Below are 25855 nucleotides of genomic sequence, written 5' to 3' on the forward strand. Positions count from 1 at the left end.
CAGGGCTGCCCGGGCGGCTAGCCTGGACCTCATGCGCCTCGCGACCTGGAACATCAACTCGATCCGTGCCCGTGTCGACCGTGCGGTCGCCTTCCTCGAGCGGTCGGGCACCGACGTGCTCGCGCTGCAGGAGACCAAGGCCAAGGACTCGCAGTTCCCCTTCGAGGCCTTCGAGGCGGCGGGCTACGAGGTGGCGCACTTCGGCCTCTCGCAGTGGAACGGTGTGGCGATCATCAGCCGGGTAGGGCTCGAAGACGTCTCGCTCGGGTTCCCCGACCAGCCGCAGTTCGGCGAGGAGCCGGTGGTCGAGGCCCGGGCGATCGGGGCGACCTGCGGCGGTGTCCGGGTGTGGAGCCTGTACGTGCCGCACGGGCGCGCGCTCGACAACCCGCACTACGCCTACAAGCTCGACTGGCTGTCGACGCTGCGCGGTCACGCGCAGTCCTGGGTAGAGGCGGACCCGCAGGCGAAGGTCGCGCTGGTGGGCGACTGGAACGTCGCGCCGCGGGACACCGACGTGTGGGACATGGCGGTGTTCGAGGGCCAGACGCACGTGAGCCAGCCGGAGCGTGACGCCTTCGCGGCCTTCGAGGGGGCGGGCTACACCGAGGTCAGCCGGGAGTTCGTCCCGGAGGACCGCAAGTACACGTACTGGGACTACCAGCAGCTGCGGTTCCCCAAGAACCAGGGGCTGCGCATCGACTTCGCGTACACCTCCCCCGCGCTGACCTCGGCGGTCACCGGGGTCGAGATCGACCGTGACGAGCGCAAGGGCAAGGGCGCCTCCGACCACGTGCCGGTGATCGTCGACATCGCGGACTGACGAGGGCCGCCGGTGGGGTGCCAGGTGCGACGGCGCACCTGGCACCCTTCGTCGTGCCGGCGACCGCGGGTGGTCGCCGGCAGCGCCTCGCACCACGTGCACCCCGGTGCCGGAGCGCACCCCGACGCCGGTCCGGATCTTCACACAGCCTGCTTACCGCGCGGTAGGTTTTGAGGTTAGGGTGGGTCAGACGCGCACCGGTGCGCGTCCGTCGACCCCGAGGAGTGCTCGCATGCCGTCCGCATCCACGCCCAAGACCACCTCCGGCCCGCTCGACATCGAGCGCCTGATCCAGGACCTCACGCTCGAGGAGAAGGCGTCGCTGACGTCAGGGCTGGACTTCTGGAACACCCAGCCGGTCGACCGCCTGGGCATCCCGTCCGTCATGGTCACCGACGGGCCGCACGGGCTCCGCAAGCAGGACACCTCGGCCGACCACCTCGGCCTCGCCGACTCGGTACCCGCCACCTGCTTCCCCACGGCTGCCGCCCTCGGCTCCACCTGGGACGCCGCGCTCCTCCGCCGCGTCGGCACGGCCCTCGGCCGAGAGACCCGCGCGAACGACGTCGCCGTGCTCCTCGGCCCCGGCATCAACATCAAGCGCTCACCCCTGTGCGGCCGCAACTTCGAGTACTTCTCCGAGGACCCCGTCGTCTCGGGCGACCTCGGTGCTGCGCTCATCGAGGGCATCCAGTCCGAGGGCGTCGGCACCTCGCTCAAGCACTACGCCGTGAACAACCAGGAGACCGACCGCATGCGCGTCTCGGCCGACGTCGACGAGCGCACCCTGCGCGAGATCTACCTCACCGGATTCGAGCGCGCCGTGACCCGGGCGAACCCGTGGACCGTCATGTGCGCCTACAACAAGGTCAACGGGACCTACGCCTCCGAGCACCCGTGGCTGCTCACCGAGGTGCTCCGTGACGAGTGGGGCTACGACGGCGTCGTGGTCTCCGACTGGGGTGCTGTCGCCGACCGCGTCCCGTCGCTCGCCGCGGGCCTCGACCTCGAGATGCCCAACTCGGGCAACATCGGCGACGCCCAGGTCGTCGAGGCGGTCCGCTCCGGCGCTCTCGACGAGGCCGTCCTCGACCAGGCCGTCCGCCGCCTGCTCACCCTCCTCTCGCGTTCCCTCCCCGCCGCCGGGACCGACGCCCCCGTCGACGCCGCCGCCCACCACGCCCTCGCCCGCGAGGCTGCCGCCGCCGGGTCCGTCCTGCTCAAGAACGACCCGGTCGACGGCGCCCCGCTGCTCCCGCTCCAGGCAGCCGACGCGCCCGGCATCCTCGTCGTCGGCGAGTTCGCCCGCACGCCCCGCTACCAGGGCGCCGGCTCGTCGCAGGTGAACCCCACGCGCCTCGACGACGCGCTCACCTCGATCGCCGACCTCACCGGGACCGAGGTCGCCTTCGCCCCCGGCTTCACCATCGAGGGCGTCACCGAGGGCGACGACGCCCAGCTCCGCGAGGAGGCCGTCACGGCCGCGCGCGGCGCGACGACCGTCGTGCTCCTCGCCGGGCTCCCCGCGGCCGACGAGTCCGAGGGCTACGACCGCGACCACATGGACCTCCCGGCCAACCAGGTCGAGCTGATCCACGCGCTCGCCGCAGCGAACCCGCGCCTCGTCGTGGTGCTGGCCAACGGCTCCGCGGTGACCGTCGCCGGGTGGCAGGACGACGTCCCCGCCCTCCTCGAGACGTGGCTCGGCGGACAGGCGGGCGGCGGCGCGGTCGCCGACGTGCTCTTCGGCGCACAGGCACCGTCCGGCCGCCTCACCGAGACGATCCCGACCGACCTGCGGGACACCCCGGCCTACGGCAGCTTCCCCGGGGAGCTCGGCCACGTCCGCTACGGCGAGGGCGTCCTCGTCGGGTACCGCTACTACGACACCAAGGGCATCGACGTCGCCTACCCCTTCGGGCACGGCCTCACGTACACGACCTTCGACCACGGCGACGTCACGGCGGTCGTCGACGGTGAGGGCGACGCCACCACTGTCACGGTGCGTGCGCGCGTCACCAACACCGGCGACCGGGCCGGCGCCGAGGTGGTCCAGGTCTACGTGGGCGACCCTCAGTCTGCGGTGATGCGCCCCGAGCGCGAGCTCAAGGGCTTCGTCAAGGTCGCGCTCGAGCCGGGCGAGTCCCGCGAGGTCGAGGTGGTCCTCGACGCACGCGACCTCTCGTACTGGCACCCGACCCTGCGGGCCTGGACCCTCGAGGCCGGCGAGTTCGTCGTGTCGGTCGGGGCGTCGTCACGCGACCTGCGAGCGCAGGTCACGGTCGAGGTGACCGCTCCCGCCCTGGCGGCACCGCTCTCGGACGACTCGACCTTCGGCGAGTGGCTCGAGCACCCCGTCGGCGGCGAGCTGCTGCGCGCCGAGCTCGCCCGTCCGGAGACCCCGGGCGCCGGCGCTGACGGCGAGCTCGAGATCGACGACACGATGGCCAAGATGATGCTCGACATGCCGGTCCGCGTCATCGCGAACTTCGCGGGGATGCTGTTCGACCGCGACGGCCTCGCCCGCCTGCTCGACCAGGCCGAGGAGCGCTCCGTCCGCGCCTGAGCCGCGCACGACAGAGGGCGGACCGTCAGCCACGACGTGCGCCTGACGGTCCGCCCTCTGTCGTGCTCGTGCCGTCAGTCTCGCCGCTCTGCCGCGCCGACCACGTACAGGTCGAGGGCGTCGCGCATCACGGCCGCCATGTCGACCTGGTCGTCGGCACCGCGCTCGAGCAGCCACTGGACCTGCAGCCCGTCCATGAGGGCGGTGAGCGCGCGGGCCGCGGCCGCCGGCTCGACGGAGGGGCGCAGCGCACCGTCGGCGCGGAGCGTCTCGAGCTCGCGGGTCAGCAGCGCGAGCGTGGTCGCGTACCGCTCGCGGAAGTACTGGTGCGCGGGGTGGTCGGGGGCCGTGGCCTCGGCGGCCAGCGTGGTGAAGAGCTCGACGATCCCGGGGCGCTCGGAGTTGCGCCGGACCAGGCGCACGACGGCGTCCATGAGCCCGGTGCCCGAGGCCAGGTCGGCCGACAGCTCGGAGTCGTCCATCTCGTCGCGGTGCTCGAGCACGGCGGCGAGCAGCACCTCCTTGGTCGGGAAGTGGTGGATGAGGCCCGGGTGGGAGATGCCGACGCGCGAGGCGATCTCGCGCAGCGACGCCGAGCGGTACCCGACCTCGCCGAACAAGACCATCGCGGCCTCGACGATCTGGACGCGGGTCGCCCGCCCCTTGGCGTAGCCCCGCTCGCGAGGCGGCTGCGCGGATTCTGACACGGTCTGACCCCGTTCGTGGACGAAGGCTGCCCACGGCACCCCTGACGCTCAGCGACTCTACCGCTGGCAGGCACGGTGGCCGCCTGCTGGCGGGCCCGCGACCTCCCACGACGCACCGACGACGGCTAGGCTGCCCAGGAGACGACTCCCGGCGGTCCGGCCGCCACGAACCAAGGCGGTTGACCATGAGCCACGTTCCCCCTCCCCCGCCCGGAAGTGGCGACCCGACGCCCAGGAAGCCTGGGGAGCACGGAGAGCACCCCGCCCCCGAGGTGCCCGGCCAGCCCGCGTGGGGAGGGCAGCCCACCCCGCCGGACCCGCAGCAGACGCAGCAGTGGGGGCAGCAGCCCGGGCAGCAGGGCCACCCCCAGCAGCCTGGCCAGTGGGCCCCGCCCGGCGAGCCGCAGGCCCCGTGGGCCCAGCAGGGCCAGCAGGGCCAGCAGGGCCAGCAGCCGACCCCGGGCTACGGGCAGCCGGGCGGGGCGACAGGCCAGCACCAGGGTCAGCAGTGGGGTCAGCAGTGGGGTCAGCCCGGTCAGCCCACGCAGCCGCAGCACGGATACCCCGGCCAGCAGGGCCAGCCCTACCAGCAGGGCCAGCAGTGGCAGCAGCCCGGCCAGCAGGGCCAGCAGGGCCAGCAGTGGGGCCCGCCTGCTCCCACGAAGAAGGGCTCGCGCGGCCTGCTCGTCGGGATCCTCGTAGCCGTCGTGGTCGTCGCGCTCGGCGTGACGGCGTTCTTCGTGTTCTTCGCCGGGTCCGACCCTGAGGCCCTCGAGCCGGACGTCTCCTCGAGCACCCAGGCGACCGTCGGGCAGCTCGTCGTGGGCAACTGCCTCGAGGACATCAGCGGCAGCGGCTCGGTCGGCGACGTGAGCGTCGTGCCCTGCGCCGACGACCACACCTCCCAGGTGATCGGCAGCACGACCTTCACCGACGGCGACTTCCCCGGCCAGCCCACCCTCGTGGCGCAGACCACCGCAGCCTGCACCCCGGACCTCGTGACCAGCGGCGACGTGCCCGCCGAGGACCTCGCCCTCGTGGTGTGGACGCCGAGCGAGACGTCCTGGTCGGGCGGCGACAGGGTCGGCCTGTGCATCGCCACGGTCGACGGGAGCACCACCGGCAGCCTCGTCGACTGAGCGGGTCGGGCGCACCACCCGTCCGACCTGCTGGCCGGGTGCTCGACGCGCACCCGGCTCCTGACCTCCGCACCCGGCCCTCGACGGACCCTCTCGAGACGTTCTGGGATGCTTCACCCTTCCTGCGTGACCTGACCGTATCGTGCAGAGCATGCCTTTTTCAGCACGAGTCCACCGGCAGACCAGCGGGCGCGTCCTGTCGCACCTGCGGTCCGGCGTCAGCGTCGAGCTCATCGGCCCTCCGGGCTCGGGAAGGTCAGCGCTCGCCGAGGACGTCCGGACCACCCTCGCCCGGGAGGGGTACCAGACGCTGGCCGTCCGAGGGCTGCCCCACCTGCGGGGTCGTCCGCTCGAGGCCTTCTACGTCTCTGGGATCGTCGGGCCGTCTTCGACCACGCGCGGGCAGTCGGTCCTGGCCGCGGCGGTGGACTCGCTCACCGCAGTCACCTCGCGAGGCCCGACGGTGCTGGTGGTCGACGATCTCGACGACGTGGACGACACCACGCTGGGGGTGCTCAGCGCCGCGCACCAGAGGCTCGGGCATGCCGTCCTCAGCGTCGCCCGACCCTCGCCCGGAGCACCGGCCGGTTCACCCCGGCCGCAGGGCCTGGCCTTCCGCCCGGGAGTGCAGGAGCGCGTCTCACCCCTGCGGTTCGACGACGTCCACGCCCTCGTGGTCCACATGCTGAGCGGACCTGTCGACCCAGAGTCCGTCCGTTGGGTCGCACGGAGGTCTGGCGGGCTCGCGGGGCTCGTCCGCGCCGTCACGGACAGCGCGCGCCACGACGGTTCTCTCGCGCTGCGCGACGGCACCTGGACCGTCCAGCGCCACCGGTGGTCCCCCCTGCTCTCCGCGGTGGTCGACCGCATGACCGAGCACCTCAGCCCGGAGGCCCTCGAAGGGCTTCACAAGCTCTCGCTCGTGGGCAGCTGCGAGCACACCACCGCGCGGCTCCTCGTCGGCCCGGAGGTGCTCGAGGAGCTCGACGACCGCCAGCTGGTCCACCTGGTCCCGACCGCCGACCACCTCGTCGCGGCCGTCTACCCCCCGCTCGTCGCAGAGCACTTCCGCAGCTCGAGCGTGAGCGCTCGGCGCACGAGGCTGCTCGAGGAGATCGTGGAAGCGATGCCGGAGGCGACCCGGGCCTCGGTGGACGAGCTGCACGAGCATCTCCCCGCCACCAGCACCGTGGGCGACGCGCGCAGGTCCGACCTGGCGAAGACCTCGACCCGCCAGTCCGACACGGTCCTCTCCCTGATGCTCGCCGAGCGCAGGTCGACGACCACCGAGGAGCACCGCGCAGCGTGGGAGGCTGCGCCGTCGTGGCGGACCGCGGAGCCGTACCTGCGCGCGGTGCTGCTCGGCGACCCCGACCTGACCACCGTCGAGGCCGTCCTGGCGGCCACCCCGGACGACGGAGACGTGAGCGCTCTCGTCGACTGCACGCTGTGGCACGCCCGCAGCCTCGCGATCCTGGGCCACGACCTTCCGGCCGCGGTGCGGCTCCTCGCCGACCTCGAGCCTCGGGCTGCGGCGCTCGGTGCGTCGGAAGGCGAGCTCTGGAACCTGCGGCTGAGCAGGCTCTGGCTGGAGACGACCTTCGACCAGGCCTCGCCCGACCACACCGAGCTCTTGCTCCGGGCCGACCGCGCCTCCCCCACCGTCCGTGCGGCCGCCTCGGTGCTCCGCGCCGAGCTGCTGGTCGTCGCGGGCCGACCGCAGCAGGCGCTCGGCCTGCTGGACGTGGCGACCGCGGACCGAGACCTCACCGCGCACCGCGACGTGGTCCGCGGTCTGGCCCTGGCCCTCTCGGGCGACGTCGACGGGGCTCTCGCCTGGTCTCGCCGGCACCTGCACGAGGGCCGGGCGACCCTCTCGGTCGACCGCCTGCACGCCCACGCGTACGTCGCCTCGCTCGTGCTGTCCGTCCAGGGCCGCACGCGCGAGCTCCGGGAGAACCTCAGCAGCGCCCTGACGCTCGGGGGCTCGCCCGTCACCATGCGGTACTTCCAGGCGGGGAACCTCTCGGTCGCGGCCACCGTCGCCGTGCTCGACGGCCGCCAGGCGACCGCGGTCGCCCTCGTCGAGGAGATCCAGGCCCTGGGCCTCCCGTCCGGGAACCTCCCGGCGATGAGCCCGGTCTGGACCCGGGCGGCGGTGACTCACCTCGGAGGCAGCGCAGGAGTCGGAGGCATGAGCGCGACGCCCGCCGACGACCTGTGGGCAGAGGCCGTGCGCCTCCTGGACCGAGGGTTCGTGGCGGCCGGGCTCTTCACCGGAGTCGGCGCCGTCGAGCTGAGGCCAGACCCGGGCTGGGCTCAGCGCCTCGTCTCGGAGGCCGAGGGGACCGACGGCACTCTCCTCGCAGACCTCGCCGACTACGCGTCAGCGATCTGCTCGACGGACGCCACGAGGATGGCTGCCGTCGGCGACCGCCTCGTCGCAGGCGACAGACCGCTCTACGGGCTGCGCGCGTACACGGCGGCCGTCCGGACCTGGAGGTCTCAGGGGCTGCTCGGGCGGGCGTCTGCGCAGTTCGCCGAGGCCCAGCAGATCGCGGCCGACCTCGGTCCGGGGTACCTCGAGCGCCTCGACCACTTCGAGGTCGGGGCCGACCTCACCCACCGGGAGCAGGAGGTCGCTCGGCTCGTCTCGCAGGGCTGGACCAACCAGGAGATCGCCGACACCCTGGTGCTGAGCGTCCGGACGGTCGAGAACCACCTGCACCGTGCGTACCGGAAGGTGGGCGTCGACAACCGGCAAGACCTGTGCGCGGCGCTCACGCTCGACGACTGACGGTCCCGTCCGGACGCGACGGAGGGCGACGGCACCATGGCCGTCGCCCTCCGCACGCAGTCACGCAGTCACGCAGTCACGTAGTCACGCAGTCACCGTCAGACCGACATGCACTCTCAGCCCAGCACCTCGACGGTCAGGCTCGGGCCGTTCTCGCCTGTGGCGTCCTCGGGACGGTCGACCAGCACCTTGGCACCGTCGGCGACCTGACCCGAGAGGATCGCCCGGGCCAGCCGGTCGCCGATCTCGCGCTGCACGAGCCGGCGGAGGGGCCGTGCCCCGTAGGCGGGGTCGAAGCCCTCGATCGCGAGCCACTCGCGCGCGGCGTCGGTGACGACGAGCGTCACGCGGCGGTCGACCAGCCGCGCCCCGAGCGCCTCGACCTGGATGTCGACGATGCGTCCGAGCTCGTCGAGGTCGAGCGGGTCGAAGAGCACGACGTCGTCGAGCCGGTTGAGGAACTCGGGCTTGAAGGAGCTGCGGACGGCTGCCATGACCGAGGCGCGCTTCTCCCCGTCGTCGAGCAGCGGGTCGACGAGGTACTGCGACCCGAGGTTCGACGTGAGCACGAGGATCACGTTGCGGAAGTCGACGGTGCGGCCCTGACCGTCGGTCAGCCGACCGTCGTCGAGGACCTGCAGCAGGATGTCGAACACCTCGGGGTGCGCCTTCTCGACCTCGTCGAGGAGTACGACGGAGTACGGACGACGACGCACGGCCTCGGTGAGCTGACCACCCTCCTCGTAGCCGACGTAGCCGGGCGGGGCACCGACGAGGCGTGCGACCGTGTGCTTCTCCGAGTACTCGGACATGTCGATGCGGACCATGGCGCGCTCGTCGTCGAACAGGAAGTCGGCGAGCGCCTTGGCCAGCTCGGTCTTGCCGACGCCGGTCGGCCCGAGGAACATGAAGGACCCCGTGGGGCGGTCCGGGTCGGAGACGCCCGCGCGTGCCCGGCGGACGGCGTCGGACACCGTCGCGACGGCGGCCTTCTGGCCGATGAGCCGAGACCCGAGGACGTCCTCCATGGTGAGCAGCTTCTCGCTCTCGCCCTGGAGCATGCGGCCGGCGGGGATACCGGTCCAGGCGGAGACGACCTCCGCGATCTCGTCGGCGTCGACCTTGTCCCCGACCAGGGGGGCGGGGCGGTCGACGGTCGCCTCGGCGTGCTCGGCCTTCTCGGCCTCGGCGAGCTCGCGCTCGAGCTCGGGGATGTCGCCGTACCTCAGGCGCGACGCGGTCTCGAGGTCGCCCTCGCGCTCGGCCCGCTCGGCCTTGGCCTCGAGCTGTGCGCGCTTCTCGCGCAGCTCGCCGACGCGGTTGAAGCCACCCTTCTCGGCCGCCCAGCGGGACGTCAGCGCGGCGAGCTCTTCCTTGCGGTCGGCGAGGGTGGCCCGCAGGACCGTGAGCCGCTGGCGGGAGGCGTCGTCGTCGGACTTCTCGAGGGCGAGCTCCTCCATCTCCAGGCGCGTCACGGCGCGCTGGAGGACGTCGATCTCGACGGGCGAGGAGTCCATCTCCATGCGCAGGCGCGCTGCCGCCTCGTCGACGAGGTCGATGGCCTTGTCCGGGAGCTGGCGGCCGGTGATGTACCGGTCGGAGAGCGACGCGGCGGCGACGAGCGCGGCGTCCGCGATGGTCACCCGGTGGTGCGCCTCGTAGCGGGACTTGAGGCCGCGCAGGATCGCGACGGTGTCCTCGACGGAGGGCTCGCCGACGAACACCTGCTGGAAGCGGCGCTCGAGGGCGGGGTCCTTCTCGACGTGCTCGCGGTACTCGTCGAGCGTGGTCGCGCCGACGAGGCGCAGCTCGCCGCGGGCGAGCATGGGCTTGAGCATGTTGCCCGCGTCCATCGCGCCCTCGGAGCCGCCGCCCGCGCCGACGACGGTGTGGAGCTCGTCGATGAAGGTGACGACCTCGCCGTCGGAGCCCTTGATCTCCTCGAGGACGGCCTTGAGCCGCTCCTCGAACTCGCCGCGGTACTTGGCCCCGGCGACCATGGCCGCGAGGTCGAGGGAGATGAGCCGCTTGCCCTTGAGGGAGTCGGGGACGTCGCCGGCGACGATGCGCTGGGCGAGGCCCTCGACGACGGCAGTCTTGCCGACGCCGGGCTCACCGATGAGGACGGGGTTGTTCTTGGTCCGGCGCGAGAGCACCTGGACCACGCGGCGGATCTCGGAGTCACGCCCGATCACCGGGTCGAGCCGCCCGTCGCGGGCGGCCTCGGTGAGGTCGACGCCGTACTGCTCGAGCGACTTGTAGGTGCCCTCGGGGTTGGGGCTGGTGACCCGACGACCGCCGCGCACCACGGGGATGGCCGCGGCGAGCGCCTCGGGGGTGACGCCTGCGCGGACGAGGATGTCGGCCGCGGCGGAGGGGGCGGAGGCGAGCCCGAGGAGCAGGTGCTCGGTCGAGATGTACTCGTCCTGGAGGTCGGCCGCCTCCTTGCGGGCGCGCTGGAGCACGGAGGACATCGCGCTCGACAGCGTCGGCTCGGCGACGGAGGAGCCGGAGAGGGTCGGCAGCGCGACGAGGGCGCGGCGGACGGCTGAGCCGACCGCCTGCGCGTCGGCCCCGGTCTCGGCGAGCAGCCCTGGCGTGGTGCCGGTCTGCTGGGCGAGCAGGGCGTCGAGCAGGTGGACCGGCTCGACCTGCGGGTTGGTCGCGGCTGCTGCGGACTGCACGGCGCTGCCGAGGGCGTCGCGCGACAGGGTGGTGAGGTTGAGGTCCATGCACGTCCTCCAAGGTCGGGAAAAGGTTCTGCAGACGACAACGTCTCTAAAGTTGAGCGTATTCCACTCAACTCTGCTCCGCCAGTGTTTCCCGGGGCGGGACGAGGAGCAGCGGGTGAACCCGCGACGCCCGAGCGGGTGAGAAGTGCCCTCTGCGGCCCTCCACACCTGGGGAGAAGTCCCCGGACCCCCCAGATCGTGGGGCACCCGGTGACTCGGCATGCCAGAGTGGATGCCAGTCGAATCCTCACCCGTCGTCACCCCCCGGTGCGCGACCCGTCTCTAGGAGCTCACCGGCCATGAAACGACTCACCGCACTAGCCGCCGGCGCCGTCGTCGCCCTGTCGCTCACCGGGTGCATGCGCGTCCAGGCAGACTTCGTCCTCAGCGAGGACGACACGGTCAACCTCGACATGGTCATGGCCATCGAGGACGCCACCATCGAGCAGCTCGGCCTGAGCGCCGACGACTTCCTCGGGCAGATGGACACCGAGCTCGGCGACGACCTCTTCATGCCGGGCATGGACCGCGAGGAGTACAAGGAGGACGGCCACACCGGGTACCGGTACTCCTCCGAGGACGCGCCGCTCGCGGTCGTGTCCGACGAGGTCATGTCCTTCACGCGTGACGGCGACGAGTACGTGGTGAGCGGCCAGCTCGAGAACTCCGACATGGGCTTCACCGAGAGCGACATCGCCGACTTCGAGGCCTTCGGGATGAGCGAGCCGGACATCACCTTCTCGGTGACGTTCCCCGGCGAGGTCACCGACGCGAACGGCGTGATCGACGGCAACACGGTCACCTGGACCTACGTGCTCGGCGAGACCCTCGACTTCGACGCCCGCGGTTCTGCCGGCGGCTCCGGGTCGGGCGGCTCGAGCGGCGACGCGACCGACGCGGCCACCGACGACGCCACGGACGAGGCGACCGACGGCGCGACCGACTCCACCGACGAGGCCACCGAGGCTGCGGGCGACGAGCCCACCGAGGCTGCGAGCTCCTCGGACGACGAGGGCGTGAGCTGGCTGCTGTGGGCCGGGATCGGCCTCGGCGCCCTCGCCCTCGTGGGCCTCGCCGCATGGCTGATCGCCCGCAACCGCAAGGGTGGCGGACAGGGTGGCCCCGGCGGACCCGGTGCGTACGCAGCGGCCGGCGCCCCGGCGTGGGGACAGCAGCAGGGTCAGCAGCAGTGGGGCCAGCAGCCCGGTCAGAACCAGCAGTGGGGACAGCCGGACCAGACCCAGCAGTGGCCGCAGCAGCCCGGCCAGCAGGGACAGCAGGGCCAGCAGCAGTGGGGACAGCAGCCCGGCCAGCCCGACCAGCAGTGGGGACAGCAGCCGGGTCAGGGTCAGCAGCCCGGCCAGCAGGGTCAGCAGTGGGGTCAGCAGCCCGGCCAGCAGGGCCAGCAGCAGTGGGGACAGCAGCCCGGCCAGGACCAGCAGTGGGGACAGCCGGACCAGACCCAGCAGTGGCCGCAGCAGCCCGGCCAGCAGGGCCAGCCCGGTCAGCAGCAGTGGGGCCAGCCCGGCACCCCGGGCGACGAGCCCCCGGCTCCCGACCAGCAGCCCTGGCGCTGACTCGGGACCCGTCTCGGACCACCGAGCACGGCACCGCACGACACAGCACGACCTAGAGCGACGACAGACGCCCGTGCCCCCTCCCTCACCGGAGGCGGCACGGGCGTCTGTACTGTGGGCCGATGAGCCCCGACCTCGCCGCAGACCCCCGCTGGACCCCTGACGTCCTCGGAGGGTCCTGGCTCGCGCAGACCCTCGAGCTGCGCCCGGACGACGAGGGCGAGGTCGTGGCGACCCTGGTGACCGACGGCGGTCGTCCGAGGACCGAGAAGGCCGTGCTGTACGTCCACGGGTTCGTCGACTACTTCTTCCAGACGCACATGGCCGACGCGCTCGCCGAGGACGGCTGGACGTTCTACGCGCTCGACCTGCGCAAGTACGGCCGCTCGCTGCGCCCGCACCAGACGCCCAACTACGTCACGCGCCTGTCGGACTACGCCGAGGAGCTCGACGCGGCCGCGCGCACCGTCACCGGCGAGCTCGGGCACAGCACCTTCGTGGTGATGGGCCACTCGACCGGCGGCCTGGTGACGTCGCTCTGGGCCGACGCCCGGACCGGGGCAGCCGGCAGCGCGGGCACCGCCGGCACTGCTGCTGGCCCGCACGTCGACGCCCTGGTGCTCAACTCCCCCTGGTTCGACCTCAACAAGCCGTGGTTCGACCGTGTCGTCTCGACGCGCCTGGTGGACCTCTTCGGCCCGCTGGCCCCGCGCGTCCCGGTCGGTCGGCTGGCGCCGCACTACGGGAGGGCGCTGCACCGGGAGTCGGGCGGGGAGTGGGACTACGACCTGACGCTCAAGCCGCACGAGGGCTTCCCGGTGCGGGCGGGGTGGCTGCGGGCGATCCGTCGCGGTCACGCCCAGGTGGCGCGCGGTCTCGACATCAGGTGCCCAGTGCTGGTCCTCACCTCGGACGCGACGGGCGACGCGACGCGCCACCACGACGCGCTGCTCACGACCGACAGCGTCCTCGACGTCGAGCAGACCGTCCGGGTCGCCCCGGGCATCGGCCCGGACGTCACCCTGGTGCGGGTGCCCGGCGGGGCGCACGACCTCAGCCTGTCCCCCGAGCCGGCGCGCAGCCGGTTCTTCACCGAGGTCACCACCTGGCTGGACGCCCGGACCGCGCACACAGACGGCTGACGCCTGTCCGCACCCCGGCCTGTCTCAGGCCCTGTGCGCCTCGGGCTAGGCGCTGTGCGCCTCAGGCTGTGCCTTTGCGCCTCAGGCTAGGCCTTGGGCGCCTCGGGCTCGTGCTTCGCCCGGCGTGCCGGGTTGTCGAGCCCGTGGTCGTCCTCGCAGCGCTCCGGCTTGGCGGGGGCGCGGAAGTGGTCCTCGGTGAGCTCGTCGAGGACCAGCAGGTCGTTGCGGACCTTCCCGGTGCGGTAGCCGGCGCGGCCGACCATGTGCGCGGCGACGGGCGCGGTGAGCAGCTGGAACACGACGATGAGCACGAGCATGCCGAGCACCTGCATGTTGCGCACACGCAGGGCCTCACCGGTGAGCAGCAGGATGAGGCCGAGCACCTGCGGCTTGGTGCCGGCGTGCATGCGGGCGAGCAGGTCGGGGAAGCGCAGCACACCGACGCCGGCGGCGAGCGCGAGGAAGGACCCTCCGATGAGGCAGGCGTAGGCCGCGATGTCAGCCACGGCGGTCCAGCTCATCGCTCCTCCTTCGGTCCGGTGATGTCTTGCACGGTCTTGGCCGCCTGCGGGATGGCCCCGATGGTGGTCGAGTGCTCGGTGCCCTTCGGGTCCTTCGGCTCGATGAGGTCGCGCGGCTCGTCGAGCATCGGGTGGTCGATGTCGTGACCGGCACGGGCGGCCTCCTCCTGGGCGACCTCCTCGGCGGTCCGGACACGGCCCTCGCCCTCGGGCTCCACGGCGGCGAACCGGGCGATGGTCACCGACCCGACGAAGCCCACGAGCGAGAGGACGACGAGGATCGGGAGGGTGTCGAGACGCCCGGACACGGCGGACTCCAGGACGATCCCACCCACGAGGGCGGTGACGAACACGTCGAGGGCGACGGTGCGGTCGAGCATGCTCGGCCCGCGCTCGGCGCGGACCAGCGCGAGGATCGCGGCGACCACGAGCATGGTGCCGCAGATGATGGCGACGACGGTCATGACGGGACCTCCGTGGTCGGGGTCGTGCCCTGCTCGGCGGAGCGGGCTGCGTCGAGCGCGGCCTGCCCGCGTCGGGTGCGGGCCACGCCGGCGAGGGCGAGCTCCTCGTCCGAGGCGAGGGCGCGCATGACGCGGGCCTCGAGCTCGAGGGTGTCCTGGCGGACCTTGTCCGGCCCACCGTAGGACTCGATGTCGAGGACGTGCAGGTAGAGCATGCCGGTGTTGCGGTGCGCCTCGATGACGAGCGAGCCGGGGACCAGCGAGCTGATCTCCGCGACGATCGTCAGGTAGAGGTCCGAGGAGCTCCGCAGCCTCACGCCCACGACCGCACCGCGGGGCACCATGCGGAACCTGAAGGCGTAGAGGCTCACCTCGACGGAGGCGATCACGAGGTCCCACGCGAAGCGCAGGAGCAGGGCGATGATGCCCAGCGGCCGCACCCGCCCGTGGAAGTCGATGGTCGGGAGCGGCATGAGGACCGTGACGAGCACGGCGATGCCGAGACCCGCGAGGACGTTGCCCCACGTGAGCGAGCCCCAGAGCATCACCCACACGAGGGCGAGCCACAGGACCGTGGGCCACTGCTCGAGGATCTTCCGGCGTCTGCGGTGGATCGTCATGAGTCGCCTCCGTCCGTCGTGCCGGTCGAGCCGTCGTCGGGCGACGAGCTCTGCGAGGGGACCGGGGTGTTGTCGATCCCCGGGTTGGGCACCGAGTCGGTCGAGTCGCCCTCGCCGCGCCCGTCCTCGCCGAGGACCGCGTCGATGTAGTTGCTGTTGTCCTGCATGGTCGCGGCGGCACGGTCGGCGTAGCCGTAGAGCGGTCCGGCGACGACGGTCAGCAGCAGGCCGACGGCCACGAGGGCCGTGGTCGGACCGACCATGGTGCGCGGGAGCGTCGCCTCGGGCAGCGGCTCGGGCGGGGTCTGCCAGAACGCCTTGTTCCAGGCCTTGACGATCGCGTACAGCGTGAGCAGCGAGGTGACGACGCTGCCGACCACGAGCGTGTAGGCGAGGGCGGTGCCCTGCTCGACACCGGCCTCGAGCAGCCCGACCTTGCCGAGGAACCCGGACAGCGGCGGGATGCCGGCGAGGTTCATCGCGGGGATGAAGAAGAGGATCGCGAGGCCCGGGGCGATCTTCGCGAGACCGCCCAGCCGTTCGAGCGACGTGGACCCACCTCTGCGCTCGACCAGCCCCACCACGAGGAACAGCGTGGTCTGCACGGTGATGTGGTGCGCGACGTAGAAGATCGACGCACCGAGCCCCGCCTGGCTGGCGAGCGCGATGCCGAAGAGCATGTACCCGATGTGGCTGACCAGCGTGAAGGACAGCAGTCGTTTGATGTCGTTCTGCGCGACCGCTCCGAGGATCCCGATGACCATCGTCGCGAGCGCGAGCCACATGAGGAGCGTGTCGAGACGACCGTCGGTGAAGAGCAGCGTCTGGGTGCGCATGATCGCGTAGACGCCCACCTTGGTGAGCAGTCCGGCGAACACCGCGGTGACCGGGGCCGGGGCCGTCGGGTAGGAGTCCGGCAGCCAGGCGGACAGCGGGAAGATCGCCGCCTTGATCCCGAAGGCGAGCAGCAGCAGCAGCTGCAGCACGAGGGCGACCCCGGGGTCGATCTCGGGGAGGCGCTGCGCGAGCTGCGCCATGTTGACGGTGCCGGTCGCGGCGTAGACGAGGGCGATCGCGACGAGGAAGATGATCGACGACAGCAGCGCGACGATGACGTAGATGGACCCGGCGCGGATCCGCTCGCCGGTCCCCCCGAGCGTCAGGAGCACGTAGCTGGCGGCCAGCAGGATCTCGAAGCCGACGTAGAGGTTGAAGAGGTCGCCGGCGAGGAACGCGTTGGACACGCCCGCCGCCAGGACGAGGTACGTCGGGTGGTAGATCGAGACGGGCGCGGCCTCGTCTCCGTCGGTGATGCCCTGCCCGAGGGAGTAGAGCAGGACGCAGAGCATCACGACGCTCGACACCGTGAGCATGAGGGACGAGAGACGGTCGGCGACGAGGTCGATGCCGACCGGCGCCGCCCACCCGCCGATGTCGACGACCACGGGACCCGAGTCGGCGAGGAACAGCAGCCCGACCCCGACGGCCACCATGAGCGACAGGGCGACCACGGAGATGACGCGCTGGGCGCGGGGGTGCCGGTAGAGCGCGAGCGTCAGCCCGGCCGCGAACAGCGGCATGACGACGGGGAGCGGGACGAGCCAGGTGTACTCACTCACGGTGTGCCCCTCTCCGTCTCGTCGCGTGCCTCGGCGGCCTGTTCATCGATGCTCTCGCTGTCCTCTTCGGCGTCGGTGTCGTTGTAGAGGGGCGCGTTCTTCGCGGCGAGCCGCACGATGCGCTTGTCCTCCAGGTCGTCCTGGACCTCGTCGTGGCCGTGGAGCTGCCAGGACCTGTAGGCCATGGCGAGCACGAAGGCCGTGAGCGCGAGGGTGATGACGATCGCCGTGAGGACCATGGCCTGCGGCAGCGGGTCGCTCATGTCGGCGGGGTCGGTCTCCCCGATGAGCGGCGCTCCCCCGGCGCGGCCACCGGCCACGAGGAACAGGAGGTTCGCGCCGTTACCCAGCAGGATGAAGCCGATGAGCACGCGGGTGAGGCTGCGTTCGAGGAGCAGGTACACGCCGGTGGTGAAGAGCACGCCGATCGCGACGACGAGCAGCAGGTTGGGGCTCATGTCGATGAGGTCCATCAGAGCCTCCCCTCGCGCTCGGTGGCCCCGCCGGTCGCGGAGCCGTCCTCGGTCGAGCGGGTGTTGCCGCGGCTGTCGCGTGTGCGGTGCGCCGCGTTCTCGCGGGAGTGCTCGACGGAGCTGGTCCCGACGCCGACGGAGATGCCCTCGACGGCGTTCTGCTGGACGGGCAGGGCAAGGTCGATCTGACGGTCGATCTCAGCTCCCAGGGATCGGAGGACGTCGAGGATGAGCCCGACGACCACGAGGAACACCCCGAGGTCGAAGAACAGCGCGGTGACGAGCTTGACGTCACCGAAGAGCGGCAGGGTGAAGTCGACGATCTCGCTCTGCAGCACGCCGCCGCCGAAGATCAGCGACCCGAGGCCGACGCCCGCGGAGAGGAACAGACCGACGCCGAGCAGCAGGCCGGGCTGGACCGGGAGGGCCTCGCCGAGCTCGTAGCGGCCGCCGGCGAGGTAGCGCACGACGAGCGCGATGCCGACGACGATCCCTGCGGCGAAGCCACCGCCGGGCGCGTTGTGGCCGGCGAACAGCAGGAAGATCGCGTAGACGATCATCGAGTGGAACAGCAGTCGTGTGACGACCTCGAAGATCACCGAGCGTCGGACCGGGGCGAGCGTCTTGCCGGCCGGCAGCCAGACGCGCTGCCGCATGGACTGGGCGGGCTGCGCAGGCGCTCCCTTGGCCGGCATGAGCGCGGCGACCTGCGGGCTGGCCTCGGCCTCGGTCTGCGCGGCCCACACCCGGTAGGCGTTGGCCGAGTCCGAGGTGACGTTCTGCGCGCGGAAGATCTCGCCTCCGCGGCGGCTGAGGAACACGAGCGACGCGACACCGGTGGCCGCGACGAGCAGCACCGAGATCTCGCCCATGGTGTCCCAGGCGCGGATGTCGACCAGGGTCACGTTGACGATGTTCTTGCCACCGCCGAACTCGTAGGCCTCGTCGGGGAACTTGGTCGAGACGGCCTCGTGGACGCGGGCGCCGGGGGCCACGAGCGCGAAGCCCATGACCACGACGCCGACCGCCACGGCGATCGCGAGGCGCACGTACCGCGAGAGCGCGAGCGGGCGGTCCGAGAAGTACGCGGGGAGCCTGCGGAGCACGAGGACCATGACCACGAGGGTGACGGTCTCGACGAGCACCTGCGTGAGGGCGAGGTCCGGGGCGCCGTGCAGCATGAAGAGGAAGGCCACCGAGTACCCGGCAAAACCGGCCAGCAGCACGGCCTTGAGGCGGCGGCGCGACCGCGCGGCGAGGATCGACGAGACGACGATGACGAGCACGGGGGCGATCTGCGCGGCGGTGTCCCAGAGGCGCGTCTCGGTCGGCCAGGAGGTCTGCGTGAGCAGGATGCCACCGGGGCCGACGACGAGCACGATGAGGATCGCGCCGAGGTAGAAGGGCAGCGAGCCACGCTGCGTCATGGCGGTGACGTCGGCGGCGAGGTCGTCGAGGGCGCGCATGGAGCGCCGGTAGGCCTTGTCGGCCTCGAGGGTGCGCGGCATCGCGGCCTGGAACCACTCGACGGCCCGGCGCTGCCAGAACAGCACCCCGCCGAGCCCGAGGATCGCGACGGTCAGCCAGAACGCCGGCGTGATGCCCGCCCAGAGGACCAGGTGACCGGCCTCTCCCGTCGGGTAGCTGTCGGCGTGCGGCGCGAGGAGCCGCTCCCCGACCGCCGGGAAGAGCGCGGCGGCAAGACCGAGGACGGCGAGCACGAGCGCCGGGACGACCATGAGCAGCGACTGACGCTTGATGGCCGCGGTGTCGACCTGCGAGGTCTCGACGGCGTGGCCCTCGGCGTTGACCGCGACGAGCGGGATGGCGGGGGCGCCCTTCTTGGTGGCGAAGGCCCCCCAGAAGAAGCGGAGCCCGTAGGCCACCGTGAGCATCGAGCCGACCGCGACGGCGGCGATGACCAGCGGGCCGAGCCACGACGGCCCCACCGGGACGCCGTCGTGGACGAGGGCCTCGAGCGCGGCCTCCTTGGCGACGTAGCCCGCGAACGGCGGCAGGCCGATCATCGAGGCCGTCGCGAGACCACCGGCGAGAGCGGTGAGCGGCATGGCGCGCCCGACCCCGGAGAGCCGGCGCAGGTCGCGGGTGCCGGTCGCGGCGTCGACGATGCCGACGGTGAGGAACAGCGCCGCCTTGAACATCGCGTGAGCGCCGATCATGGCGAGGCCGGCCAGCGCCGCGGCGCGGGACCCGAGCCCGACCATGAGGACGATGAGGCCGAGCTGGCTGACGGTGCCGTAGGCGAGGACGAGCTTGAGGTCGTTCTGCCGCAGCGCGCGGTAGCCGCCGAGCAGCAGGGTCCCGCACCCGAGGACCACGATGATCGCGACCCACACCGTGAGGTGCGAGTACGCCGGTGCGAAGCGGGCGACGAGGTACACGCCGGCCTTCACCATCGCGGCGGCGTGCAGGTACGCGCTGACCGGGGTCGGGGCAGCCATCGCGGCGGGCAGCCAGAAGTGGGTGGGGATGAGCGCGGCCTTGGACGACGCACCCACGAGCAGGCAGACGACCGCAGCAGTCACGGCCGCACCCTCGGGCGGGTTCGCGAGGAGCCCGGAGAGGCTGTAGCCGGTCTCGGCGGTCTGGCCCAGGATCACCACGCCGACCAGCATGGCGAGGCCGCCCGCGGTGGTGACGATGATGGCCTGCATGGCGGCGCGGCGGCTCGCCTTGCGGTCGTGGTAGTGACCGATGAGCAGGTAGGAGAAGACGGTGGTGAGCTCCCAGAACATGAACATGAGGAGCATGTCGTCAGCGGTGACGAGTCCTACCATCGCGCCGGCGAAGGCCGTGAGGACCCCGCCGAACTTGCGCAGGCCCGAGGCTGACGCGGCGAAGTACGCCGAGCAGTACACGAGGACCAGCGCGCCGACGCCGCCCACGAGGAGCAGCATGAGCCAGCCGAGGGTGTCGAGGCGGAACGACAGCTCGACGCCGAGCGCGGGGATCCAGCTGACCACCTCGGTGGGGTGGTCGCCGTCCATGACACGGCCGGTCTGGGAGAGTGCGTAGACAGCCGCCGAGGCGGGCGCGAGAGCCATCACGAGGAAGGCTCGACGCCCCAGCCAGGAGACCAGTGCGGGCGCGGCAAGTGCCATGACGACGTGGGCAACGAGCAAGAGCAGCACGTCCGCTCCGTCCTGTTGTGGGCGGGTGGTCGGTCAGCCCCGCTGCGCGCGCGCAGGTCAGCACGCGCCCAGGGCAGGGTGGAGTTGTGGCGATCAGTTTACCAAGGCATGGGGTCGGCCGGTGCCACGGGAGGCTCCGGTGAGACCATTCTGCGGCACCACGGCGCTCGGCGCTCGGGCTAGGCCCGGCAGCACGGGGAGGCACCCGGACGAGACGAGACGAACGCCACGTCGAGACGTCCCGGGAGAGGGAGCCCAGGAGGGCTACCGGGCCGAGGTGACGGTGCGACTCCCGCCGCCGTCGTCAGATCTCGTCGGGCTCCACGAGGAACTCGTCCTGGTCGACGACCTCGCCGCCGACGGCGCCGTAGACCGCGCGGGCGAGCGCCGTGACGACCCCCACGGCGCGGGTGCGCGCGACCCGGTGCTCGAAGGACGGGAGCTCCCGTTGCCAGTCGACGAGGTCGTCGGGGGTCCAGCGCACCTGGTAGGCGATGGCCCCGTCGACCGCCCACTCGAGGCCGCGGAGCACGAGGGGCAGCTGCTCGACGCCGCTGACCTCGACCGACACGAGCCCGCCGTCCCCCAGGTCGACCTCGACGCCGTAGGCGGACAGCGTCTGGGGCCCGCTGAGCGCGGCGACGTCGACGTCCTCCGCGCGCGCGTGCAGCGCGGCGAGCTGCGCGGGCGTGAGCGGCCCGTCGCTCTCGACCGGGACCGTGCCGGCGGTCGGAGGCGGTCCCTGCCAGGGCGTCCCGGTGCTCGCGAGGCGAGCCCCGGAGTCGGCCGCCACGCAGACGGCGAGCGCGGCGTCGGGCGAGAGCCAGACGTCGGAGAAGACCGTGAGGTCGACCGAGGCGGCCGGGTCGGGCACCACGAAGCGCGGCCCGGCGTCGCCGAGGTCGAAGCGCACGGCGCCGCAGAGGCGTCGCGCGACGGCGACGAGCCAGGTGGCGACGCGCGCCTCCTCGCGGATCGGGTACGCCTCGGAGTAGACCCGACCGAGCCCGTCGCGGTCTCCGCCCGGGTAGGGCGCCGCGCCACGCTCGCGCGGGCACAGCACCTCGTAGACCATGCCGACGGGGCCCTCGAAGCCCAGCCCGCTGCCGTCGGTGCTCTCGGGCGCGTAGGGACCCGAGATCGTCGTGTGGCGCGAGGTCCGCAGGGTCCCGGGGACGAGGCGGTCGCCACCCTTGGCGCGGGCGACCTCGGGGGCTTCTTCCCACCGGGTGGCGGGGAACCTGGACATGGCCAGGGCCTCGACCTCGGCGGGGTCGACGTCGTCCTCGACCGCGAGGAGGTGGCGGACGTAGAGGTCGGCGATCGGGTGCCCCGACACCGCCGGGAGCGGCTGCAGTCTCGGTCGGGCGTCGGCTGCGTCGTCCACGTCAGACCTCGGAGCGGTGGAAGCCCTGCCAGGACCGCGAGGCCGTCGGGCCGCGCTGGCCCTGGTACCGGGAGCCGTAGCGCTCGGAGCCGTAGGGGTGCTCGGCGGGCGAGGAGAGACGGAAGAAGCAGAGCTGCCCGATCTTCATGCCGGGCCACAGCAGGATGGGGAGGGTCGCGACGTTGCTGAGCTCGAGGGTGACGTGGCCGGAGAACCCGGGGTCGATGAACCCTGCGGTCGAGTGCGTCAGGAGCCCGAGCCGGCCGAGGGACGACTTGCCCTCGAGGCGCGCGGCGACGTCGTCGGGCAGCGTGACGGCCTCGAAGGTGGACCCGAGGACGAACTCGCCGGGGTGCAGGATGAAGGACTCGCCCTGCTCGACCTCGACGGCGCGCGTGAGGTCGGGCTGCTCGGCCGCCGGGTCGATGAACGGGTACTTGTGGTTGTCGAACAGCCGGAAGAACCTGTCGAGGCGCACGTCGATGCTCGACGGCTGGATCATCTCCGGCGCGTACGGGTCGAGCCTGACGCGCCCGAGGTCGAGCTCGGCACGGATGTCACGGTCTGAGAGCAGCACCCTGCAAAGGTAGCCGATCGGCTGCCGTCACCGGCCGGGCATCGACGGGCTTCGACCGGCATCGACGGGCATCGAGCCGTCGGGCCGCAGCCGCGCAGCGGCCATCGGACCGCAGCCGCGCAGCGGCCGTCGGACCACAGCCGCGCAGCGGCCGTCGAGCGTCAGCCGCGCAGCGGCCGTCCGCGGGCGTCCCGGGAGTAGCTGCCGGTGCGGTCGGTGAGGTAGAGGATGCCCTCGACGAGACCCCAGACCCCGGTGACGAAGGACAGCGTGCCGAAGGACAGCACGGTGATGAGCAGCATGATCATGCCGACCCCGGTGTGGCCCGTGTAGAAGCGGTGCACCCCGAGCGCCCCGAGGAAGATGCCGAGCAGACCGGCGGCGACCCGTGACTTGGCGTAGGCGTCCGGCGCCCACGGGGCACCGGGCTGCGGGTAGCTGGCCTGCTGGTACGCGGCCTGCTGGTACCCGGGCTGCTGGACGCCGTGACCCGTGCCCGGGTATCCCGCTGGCGGGACCGGCACGGTGTAGCCCTGCTGGGCGTAGGGCTGCTGGCCTGCCTGCTGCGGGGGCTGCTGCCCCGGGTAGGGGTGCACGGCGCCCGGTCCGGCGGGCGGCTGCGCCAGGTACGGCGGCTGGGCCGAGGACGGGCCGGGCGTGTCGAGGGCGTAACCGTACGGCGCGGTCGGCGGCTCGGCCGAGGTGCCCGGCAGGCCTGCGGCGGGGCGCATCCAGTCGGGTCGTTCGTGCTCGGGCAGAGGCTCCGACGGGACCGACCCGTAGCCTGAGAAGCTGCTCACTTGTCGTTCGCTCCCGTCGTATGGGTATGATCGTCGTCGCGCGATGGTTGCGCAGTGCGGATGTAGTTCAATGGTAGAACTTCAGCTTCCCAAGCTGATAGCGCGGGTTCGATTCCCGTCATCCGCTCCACAGACTGGTCATGACGTGCTCTCATCCGTCGACCGCCACCCCGAAGAGCCGGACAAGATCAGCGAGTCCTGACTCGTACCCCTGTCCTACAGCCCGGAACCGCCACGCCGTACCTCGTCGGTAGACGACGGCGAGGACCATGGACCGCTCGACCGTCCCCGCGTCGAGCGTCGAGCGGACGACCTGCGTGCCGTCGACGTCCCGCAGCACGAGCTCGATCGGTCCGACCTCCCCGAAGGCTGTCTCGCCCTCGGTCGAGGCCGCGACGACGATCCTCGTCGCCCCCTCGGGCAGGAGCTCCAGGTCGATCGCGACGAGCGTCTCGCCCGGCGCGTCTTCCGCGACGGACACGGATCCGCTCGGGTGCTCGGGAGAGTTGAAGAAGACCAGGCCCGAGTCGTCTGCGACCTTCTCGAGGTCGTCGGTGACGAACGCGACGACGTCGACGTCGGAAGTGTTCTCCGGTCGCCGCACGCTGAGCGACCACTGCTCGACGTCCGGGAGGTCGAGGACCCCGCCGCGCGGGAGCACGGGGACGTCGGCTCCGTGGACGACGCGACGGGCTGGCGGCGCCGCCGCAGCAGCAGACGGCAACGCGCCCGTCCCGGCGGGAGGCTGGACGGTCCGTCGCGGCGGGGCGACCGGGGTCAGCGTGACCGGGTCGAGGTGGTCGACGGCCGCCGTCGACTCGATCCGGGACCAGCGCGGGTCTGCGACCGCGCCGGGGAGCCCGACGACGTCGGTGACGGCTGCCGTGAGGTTGACCGCAGCGCGGCCCCCAGCAGCGACGACCCGCTCTCGGACCGCCGACGACTCGGTGTGCGTCCCACCCACGACCAGGACGCGTCGTCCGGTGAGAGGTCCGCTGGGACGGAGAGCTCCCTCGACGGCAGGAACCTGACGTGCGGCTCCCACCGGTCTGCCCGGGACCACACGTCCGACGAGGTCGAGGAACACACGCTCGTCGACGATCTCGATACCGTGGGCCCGGGCCGCTGCGAGCTTGCGCGTCGTGGCTGCCGGCGTCGCGCACACCACGACCGACGTCCGAGAGCTCGCCGAGTTCATGACGTCCAGCCCCGCACCGACCGCGAGCCGGACCAGGTCGTCGCGTGGGCGCTCGGTCGGCCCGGTGAAGACGATCTTCATGCCCTGGACCCAGGGCGACGCACCGTCCCAGCGGCCGGGCCAGGCCCAGTCGCACGGGACCCGTGGCGACGGGCTCGGGCGCACCGGGCCCCCGTCCCGTGCGCTTGGCTCACCGGGCCCGCAGGCTGCGACGGGGAGCGTCATGCCGAGCCGGTCCGCGGCTGCGAGCGAGTGCCGCAGGACCTCGACGAGCACGCGGACGTCGTCCTCGGCGTCGTGGGCACGCCGCTGCTGGACACCCCAGTGGGCCGCCACCGTGGCGAGCCTGAGGTCCGAGACGGGCAGGTCGAGCCGACGGCTCAGCGCGAGGGTGCAGAGTCGTCGGTCCACCGACAGCGGAGCCCGTGCCCGGTCGGACTCCGCAGCGAGGAACCCCCAGTCGAAGCGGGCGTTGTGGGCGACCAGGACGCGGTCTCGGACGAGCTCGTCGAGAGTCCCCGCGACGTCCTGGTACTGCGGTGCGCCCGCCAGGCGCTCCCGGGTGAGGCCGTGGACGTGCACAGGCCCCGGGTCGACCCCGGGGTCGAGCAGGCTGGACCACGACCGCCCCAGCGCGCCGTCAGGCTCGACCTGGGTGACGGCGACCTGGAGGACACGGTGGTGGGTCGGGCTGAGGCCCGACGTCTCCACGTCGACGACGGCGTACCCGTGCGGGTACCTGCTCGCGACGCTCGTCGGCAGGGGCCCTCGCCCCGTAGACACGCTCATCCTGCTCCTCCCCCTGCTCGCCGGAGACCTACTTCCGGTACACCCAGTGCCACGGCTCGCGCGGTGTGTCCTCGACGAAACCGTAGCGGCCGCCGTTGGCGCGCATCCACGCCTGGCCCGCCGCGTCGAGGTCGAGGTCGGCCGCGATGCCCCAGCCGTGCGGGCTGGTGCCGGGCTGTGCCGCGAGGCCGCCCTCGGTGTACAGCCCCTTGCGCTCGGCGACGTCCACCTGGGCGTCGTAGGAGCGGTACGAGTCGGTGACGCCGATGGTGACGCCGTCCTTCGCCGCGTCGGCGATGACCTGCTCGAGGGCGGTCGCCGCCGGCGCCCAGAGGCGGTGGCCGGTCTGCCCGACGGTCGCGAGCGCCTCGCGCGGGACGTTGCCGTTGCCGTAGGCGAGGAGGTCCGAGGGGACCCCGGAGGTCCACGACCCCGTCGACGCCGCGGGCGTCGTCGTGGCAGCCGTGGCGGTCGAGGTCTCGCCGACCGCCTGCGCGAGCGCATCGCCGAACAGCGAGGCTCCCATGGTCCCGCTCGCGGGCTGCTGGACCGGCTGGAAGGAGCTCATGGTCGCCTGGATCGCAGCCATGCGCTGCGAGATCGCGACGATCCCGTCCACCGGTGTCCTCCTGCTGGTCGGCCGGGCGCCCGCTGGTCGAGCGCACCCTGCGTCTCCCCCATCGGCGGCGGGCACCTCGGCATGAGTGGTCGGGCACCCCGGCGTGCGGAGTCGGGCATCACAGCCAGCGGAGCCGGGCACCTCGGCGTGCAG

Annotated in this window: 19 protein-coding genes and 1 tRNA gene; 7 read left to right on the top strand and 13 right to left on the bottom strand. The window is 72.3% G+C overall.

Annotation, left to right across the window (positions count from 1 at the left end):
• The first annotated feature begins 31 nt into the window (after nt 1–31).
• Together SKED_RS17350 and SKED_RS17355 are read left to right on the top strand one after the other, a co-directional pair.
• Nucleotides 32–823, top strand: a complete 792-nt coding sequence (locus SKED_RS17350) for an exodeoxyribonuclease III (RefSeq protein WP_012868489.1) — start codon at nt 32–34, stop codon at nt 821–823.
• Between the two features lie 232 nt (nt 824–1055).
• Nucleotides 1056–3389 carry a glycoside hydrolase family 3 C-terminal domain-containing protein gene (locus SKED_RS17355; protein ID WP_012868490.1) on the top strand — a complete coding sequence of 778 codons (2334 nt, stop codon included), beginning with the start codon at nt 1056–1058 and terminating at the stop codon, nt 3387–3389.
• A gap of 74 nt (nt 3390–3463) precedes the next feature.
• On the opposite strand, the gene SKED_RS17360 is transcribed toward SKED_RS17355, so the two are convergent.
• Nucleotides 3464–4096 carry a TetR/AcrR family transcriptional regulator gene (locus SKED_RS17360; protein WP_042439694.1) on the bottom strand — a complete coding sequence of 211 codons (633 nt, stop codon included), beginning with the start codon at nt 4094–4096 and terminating at the stop codon, nt 3464–3466.
• 185 nt (nt 4097–4281) lie between these two features.
• On the opposite strand from SKED_RS17360, the gene SKED_RS19255 reads away from it, so the two are divergent.
• Together SKED_RS19255 and SKED_RS17375 are read left to right on the top strand one after the other, a co-directional pair.
• Nucleotides 4282–5235 (top strand): hypothetical protein, encoded by a 954-nt coding sequence (locus SKED_RS19255; RefSeq protein WP_143755830.1) that lies wholly within the window; start codon nt 4282–4284, stop codon nt 5233–5235.
• A 151-nt stretch (nt 5236–5386) separates the two neighbouring features.
• The gene (locus tag SKED_RS17375) at nt 5387–8032 is read left to right on the top strand and encodes a helix-turn-helix domain-containing protein (protein WP_012868493.1); all 2646 of its coding nucleotides are present in this window, start codon (nt 5387–5389) and stop codon (nt 8030–8032) included.
• A 116-nt stretch (nt 8033–8148) separates the two neighbouring features.
• Here the strand turns inward: SKED_RS17375 and clpB are convergent, their stop codons facing one another.
• Nucleotides 8149–10764 (bottom strand): ATP-dependent chaperone ClpB, encoded by a 2616-nt coding sequence (clpB, locus tag SKED_RS17380; protein ID WP_012868494.1) that lies wholly within the window; start codon nt 10762–10764, stop codon nt 8149–8151.
• Nucleotides 10765–11063: 299 nt separating this feature from the next.
• Here clpB and SKED_RS20570 point away from each other — a divergent pair, with 299 nt between their 5' ends.
• Together SKED_RS20570 and SKED_RS17390 are read left to right on the top strand one after the other, a co-directional pair.
• The gene (locus tag SKED_RS20570) at nt 11064–12341 is read left to right on the top strand and encodes an LppM family (lipo)protein (protein WP_012868495.1); all 1278 of its coding nucleotides are present in this window, start codon (nt 11064–11066) and stop codon (nt 12339–12341) included.
• Between the two features lie 122 nt (nt 12342–12463).
• On the top strand, nt 12464–13483 hold the full coding sequence (locus tag SKED_RS17390; protein ID WP_012868496.1) for an alpha/beta hydrolase: 1020 nt from the start codon (nt 12464–12466) through the stop codon (nt 13481–13483).
• A gap of 86 nt (nt 13484–13569) precedes the next feature.
• On the opposite strand, the gene mnhG is transcribed toward SKED_RS17390, so the two are convergent.
• The 9 genes from mnhG to SKED_RS20810 all read right to left on the bottom strand — a co-directional run bounded on the left by mnhG (nt 13570) and on the right by SKED_RS20810 (nt 23096).
• The gene (gene mnhG, locus SKED_RS17395) at nt 13570–14004 is read right to left on the bottom strand and encodes a monovalent cation/H(+) antiporter subunit G (protein ID WP_012868497.1); all 435 of its coding nucleotides are present in this window, start codon (nt 14002–14004) and stop codon (nt 13570–13572) included.
• Nucleotides 14001–14468, bottom strand: a complete 468-nt coding sequence (locus SKED_RS20140; protein ID WP_012868498.1) for an MrpF/PhaF family protein — start codon at nt 14466–14468, stop codon at nt 14001–14003. Before SKED_RS20140 ends, mnhG begins: the two co-directional genes overlap by 4 nt.
• Nucleotides 14465–15088, bottom strand: a complete 624-nt coding sequence (locus tag SKED_RS17405) for a Na+/H+ antiporter subunit E (protein WP_012868499.1) — start codon at nt 15086–15088, stop codon at nt 14465–14467. Before SKED_RS17405 ends, SKED_RS20140 begins: the two co-directional genes overlap by 4 nt.
• Nucleotides 15085–16707 carry a Na+/H+ antiporter subunit D gene (locus tag SKED_RS17410; RefSeq protein ID WP_012868500.1) on the bottom strand — a complete coding sequence of 541 codons (1623 nt, stop codon included), beginning with the start codon at nt 16705–16707 and terminating at the stop codon, nt 15085–15087. Before SKED_RS17410 ends, SKED_RS17405 begins: the two co-directional genes overlap by 4 nt.
• Nucleotides 16704–17180 (bottom strand): Na(+)/H(+) antiporter subunit C, encoded by a 477-nt coding sequence (locus tag SKED_RS17415; protein WP_012868501.1) that lies wholly within the window; start codon nt 17178–17180, stop codon nt 16704–16706. The genes SKED_RS17410 and SKED_RS17415 overlap by 4 nt, the downstream gene beginning before the upstream one ends.
• Complete coding sequence (locus SKED_RS17420; RefSeq protein WP_081448033.1) at nt 17180–20332, bottom strand: Na+/H+ antiporter subunit A; 3153 nt, start codon at nt 20330–20332, stop codon at nt 17180–17182. Before SKED_RS17420 ends, SKED_RS17415 begins: the two co-directional genes overlap by 1 nt.
• Before the next feature lie 304 nt (nt 20333–20636).
• A complete protein-coding gene (locus SKED_RS17425; RefSeq protein WP_012868503.1) occupies nt 20637–21719 on the bottom strand; it encodes a hypothetical protein in 1083 nt (360 codons plus the stop codon).
• 1 nt (nt 21720) lies between these two features.
• Nucleotides 21721–22296 (bottom strand): dCTP deaminase, encoded by a 576-nt coding sequence (gene dcd, locus SKED_RS17430; RefSeq protein WP_012868504.1) that lies wholly within the window; start codon nt 22294–22296, stop codon nt 21721–21723.
• Between the two features lie 161 nt (nt 22297–22457).
• Nucleotides 22458–23096, bottom strand: a complete 639-nt coding sequence (locus SKED_RS20810; protein WP_012868505.1) for a TM2 domain-containing protein — start codon at nt 23094–23096, stop codon at nt 22458–22460.
• Nucleotides 23097–23152: 56 nt separating this feature from the next.
• Here SKED_RS20810 and SKED_RS17440 point away from each other — a divergent pair.
• Nucleotides 23153–23226: transfer RNA gene (locus SKED_RS17440), tRNA-Gly, on the top strand.
• Nucleotides 23227–23247: 21 nt separating this feature from the next.
• Here SKED_RS17440 and SKED_RS17445 read toward each other — a convergent pair.
• Entirely contained in the window at nt 23248–25083 is a 1836-nt protein-coding gene (locus SKED_RS17445) for a TerD family protein (RefSeq protein ID WP_012868506.1), read from the bottom strand.
• Between the two features lie 28 nt (nt 25084–25111).
• Nucleotides 25112–25702, bottom strand: a complete 591-nt coding sequence (locus tag SKED_RS17450; protein ID WP_012868507.1) for a M15 family metallopeptidase — start codon at nt 25700–25702, stop codon at nt 25112–25114.
• Nucleotides 25703–25855 lie beyond the last annotated feature (153 nt).

The organism is Sanguibacter keddieii DSM 10542 (assembly GCF_000024925.1).
In the GTDB taxonomy this organism is placed as follows: Bacteria; Actinomycetota; Actinomycetes; order Actinomycetales; family Cellulomonadaceae; genus Sanguibacter; species Sanguibacter keddieii.

What these genes read in the sequence shown, in the direction of transcription:
- SKED_RS17350 (WP_012868489.1), top strand. Translation starts at nt 32, where the DNA reads ATGCGCCTCGCGACCTGGAACATCAACTCGATCCGTGCCCGTGTCGAC.
- SKED_RS17355 (WP_012868490.1), top strand. Translation starts at nt 1,056, where the DNA reads ATGCCGTCCGCATCCACGCCCAAGACCACCTCCGGCCCGCTCGACATC.
- SKED_RS19255 (WP_143755830.1), top strand. Translation starts at nt 4,282, where the DNA reads ATGAGCCACGTTCCCCCTCCCCCGCCCGGAAGTGGCGACCCGACGCCC.
- SKED_RS17375 (WP_012868493.1), top strand. Translation starts at nt 5,387, where the DNA reads ATGCCTTTTTCAGCACGAGTCCACCGGCAGACCAGCGGGCGCGTCCTG.
- clpB (WP_012868494.1), bottom strand. Translation starts at nt 10,764, where the DNA reads ATGGACCTCAACCTCACCACCCTGTCGCGCGACGCCCTCGGCAGCGCC.
- SKED_RS20570 (WP_012868495.1), top strand. Translation starts at nt 11,064, where the DNA reads ATGAAACGACTCACCGCACTAGCCGCCGGCGCCGTCGTCGCCCTGTCG.
- SKED_RS17390 (WP_012868496.1), top strand. Translation starts at nt 12,464, where the DNA reads ATGAGCCCCGACCTCGCCGCAGACCCCCGCTGGACCCCTGACGTCCTC.
- mnhG (WP_012868497.1), bottom strand. Translation starts at nt 14,004, where the DNA reads ATGAGCTGGACCGCCGTGGCTGACATCGCGGCCTACGCCTGCCTCATC.
- SKED_RS20140 (WP_012868498.1), bottom strand. Translation starts at nt 14,468, where the DNA reads ATGACCGTCGTCGCCATCATCTGCGGCACCATGCTCGTGGTCGCCGCG.
- SKED_RS17405 (WP_012868499.1), bottom strand. Translation starts at nt 15,088, where the DNA reads ATGACGATCCACCGCAGACGCCGGAAGATCCTCGAGCAGTGGCCCACG.
- SKED_RS17415 (WP_012868501.1), bottom strand. Translation starts at nt 17,180, where the DNA reads ATGGACCTCATCGACATGAGCCCCAACCTGCTGCTCGTCGTCGCGATC.
- SKED_RS17445 (WP_012868506.1), bottom strand. Translation starts at nt 25,083, where the DNA reads ATGAGCGTGTCTACGGGGCGAGGGCCCCTGCCGACGAGCGTCGCGAGC.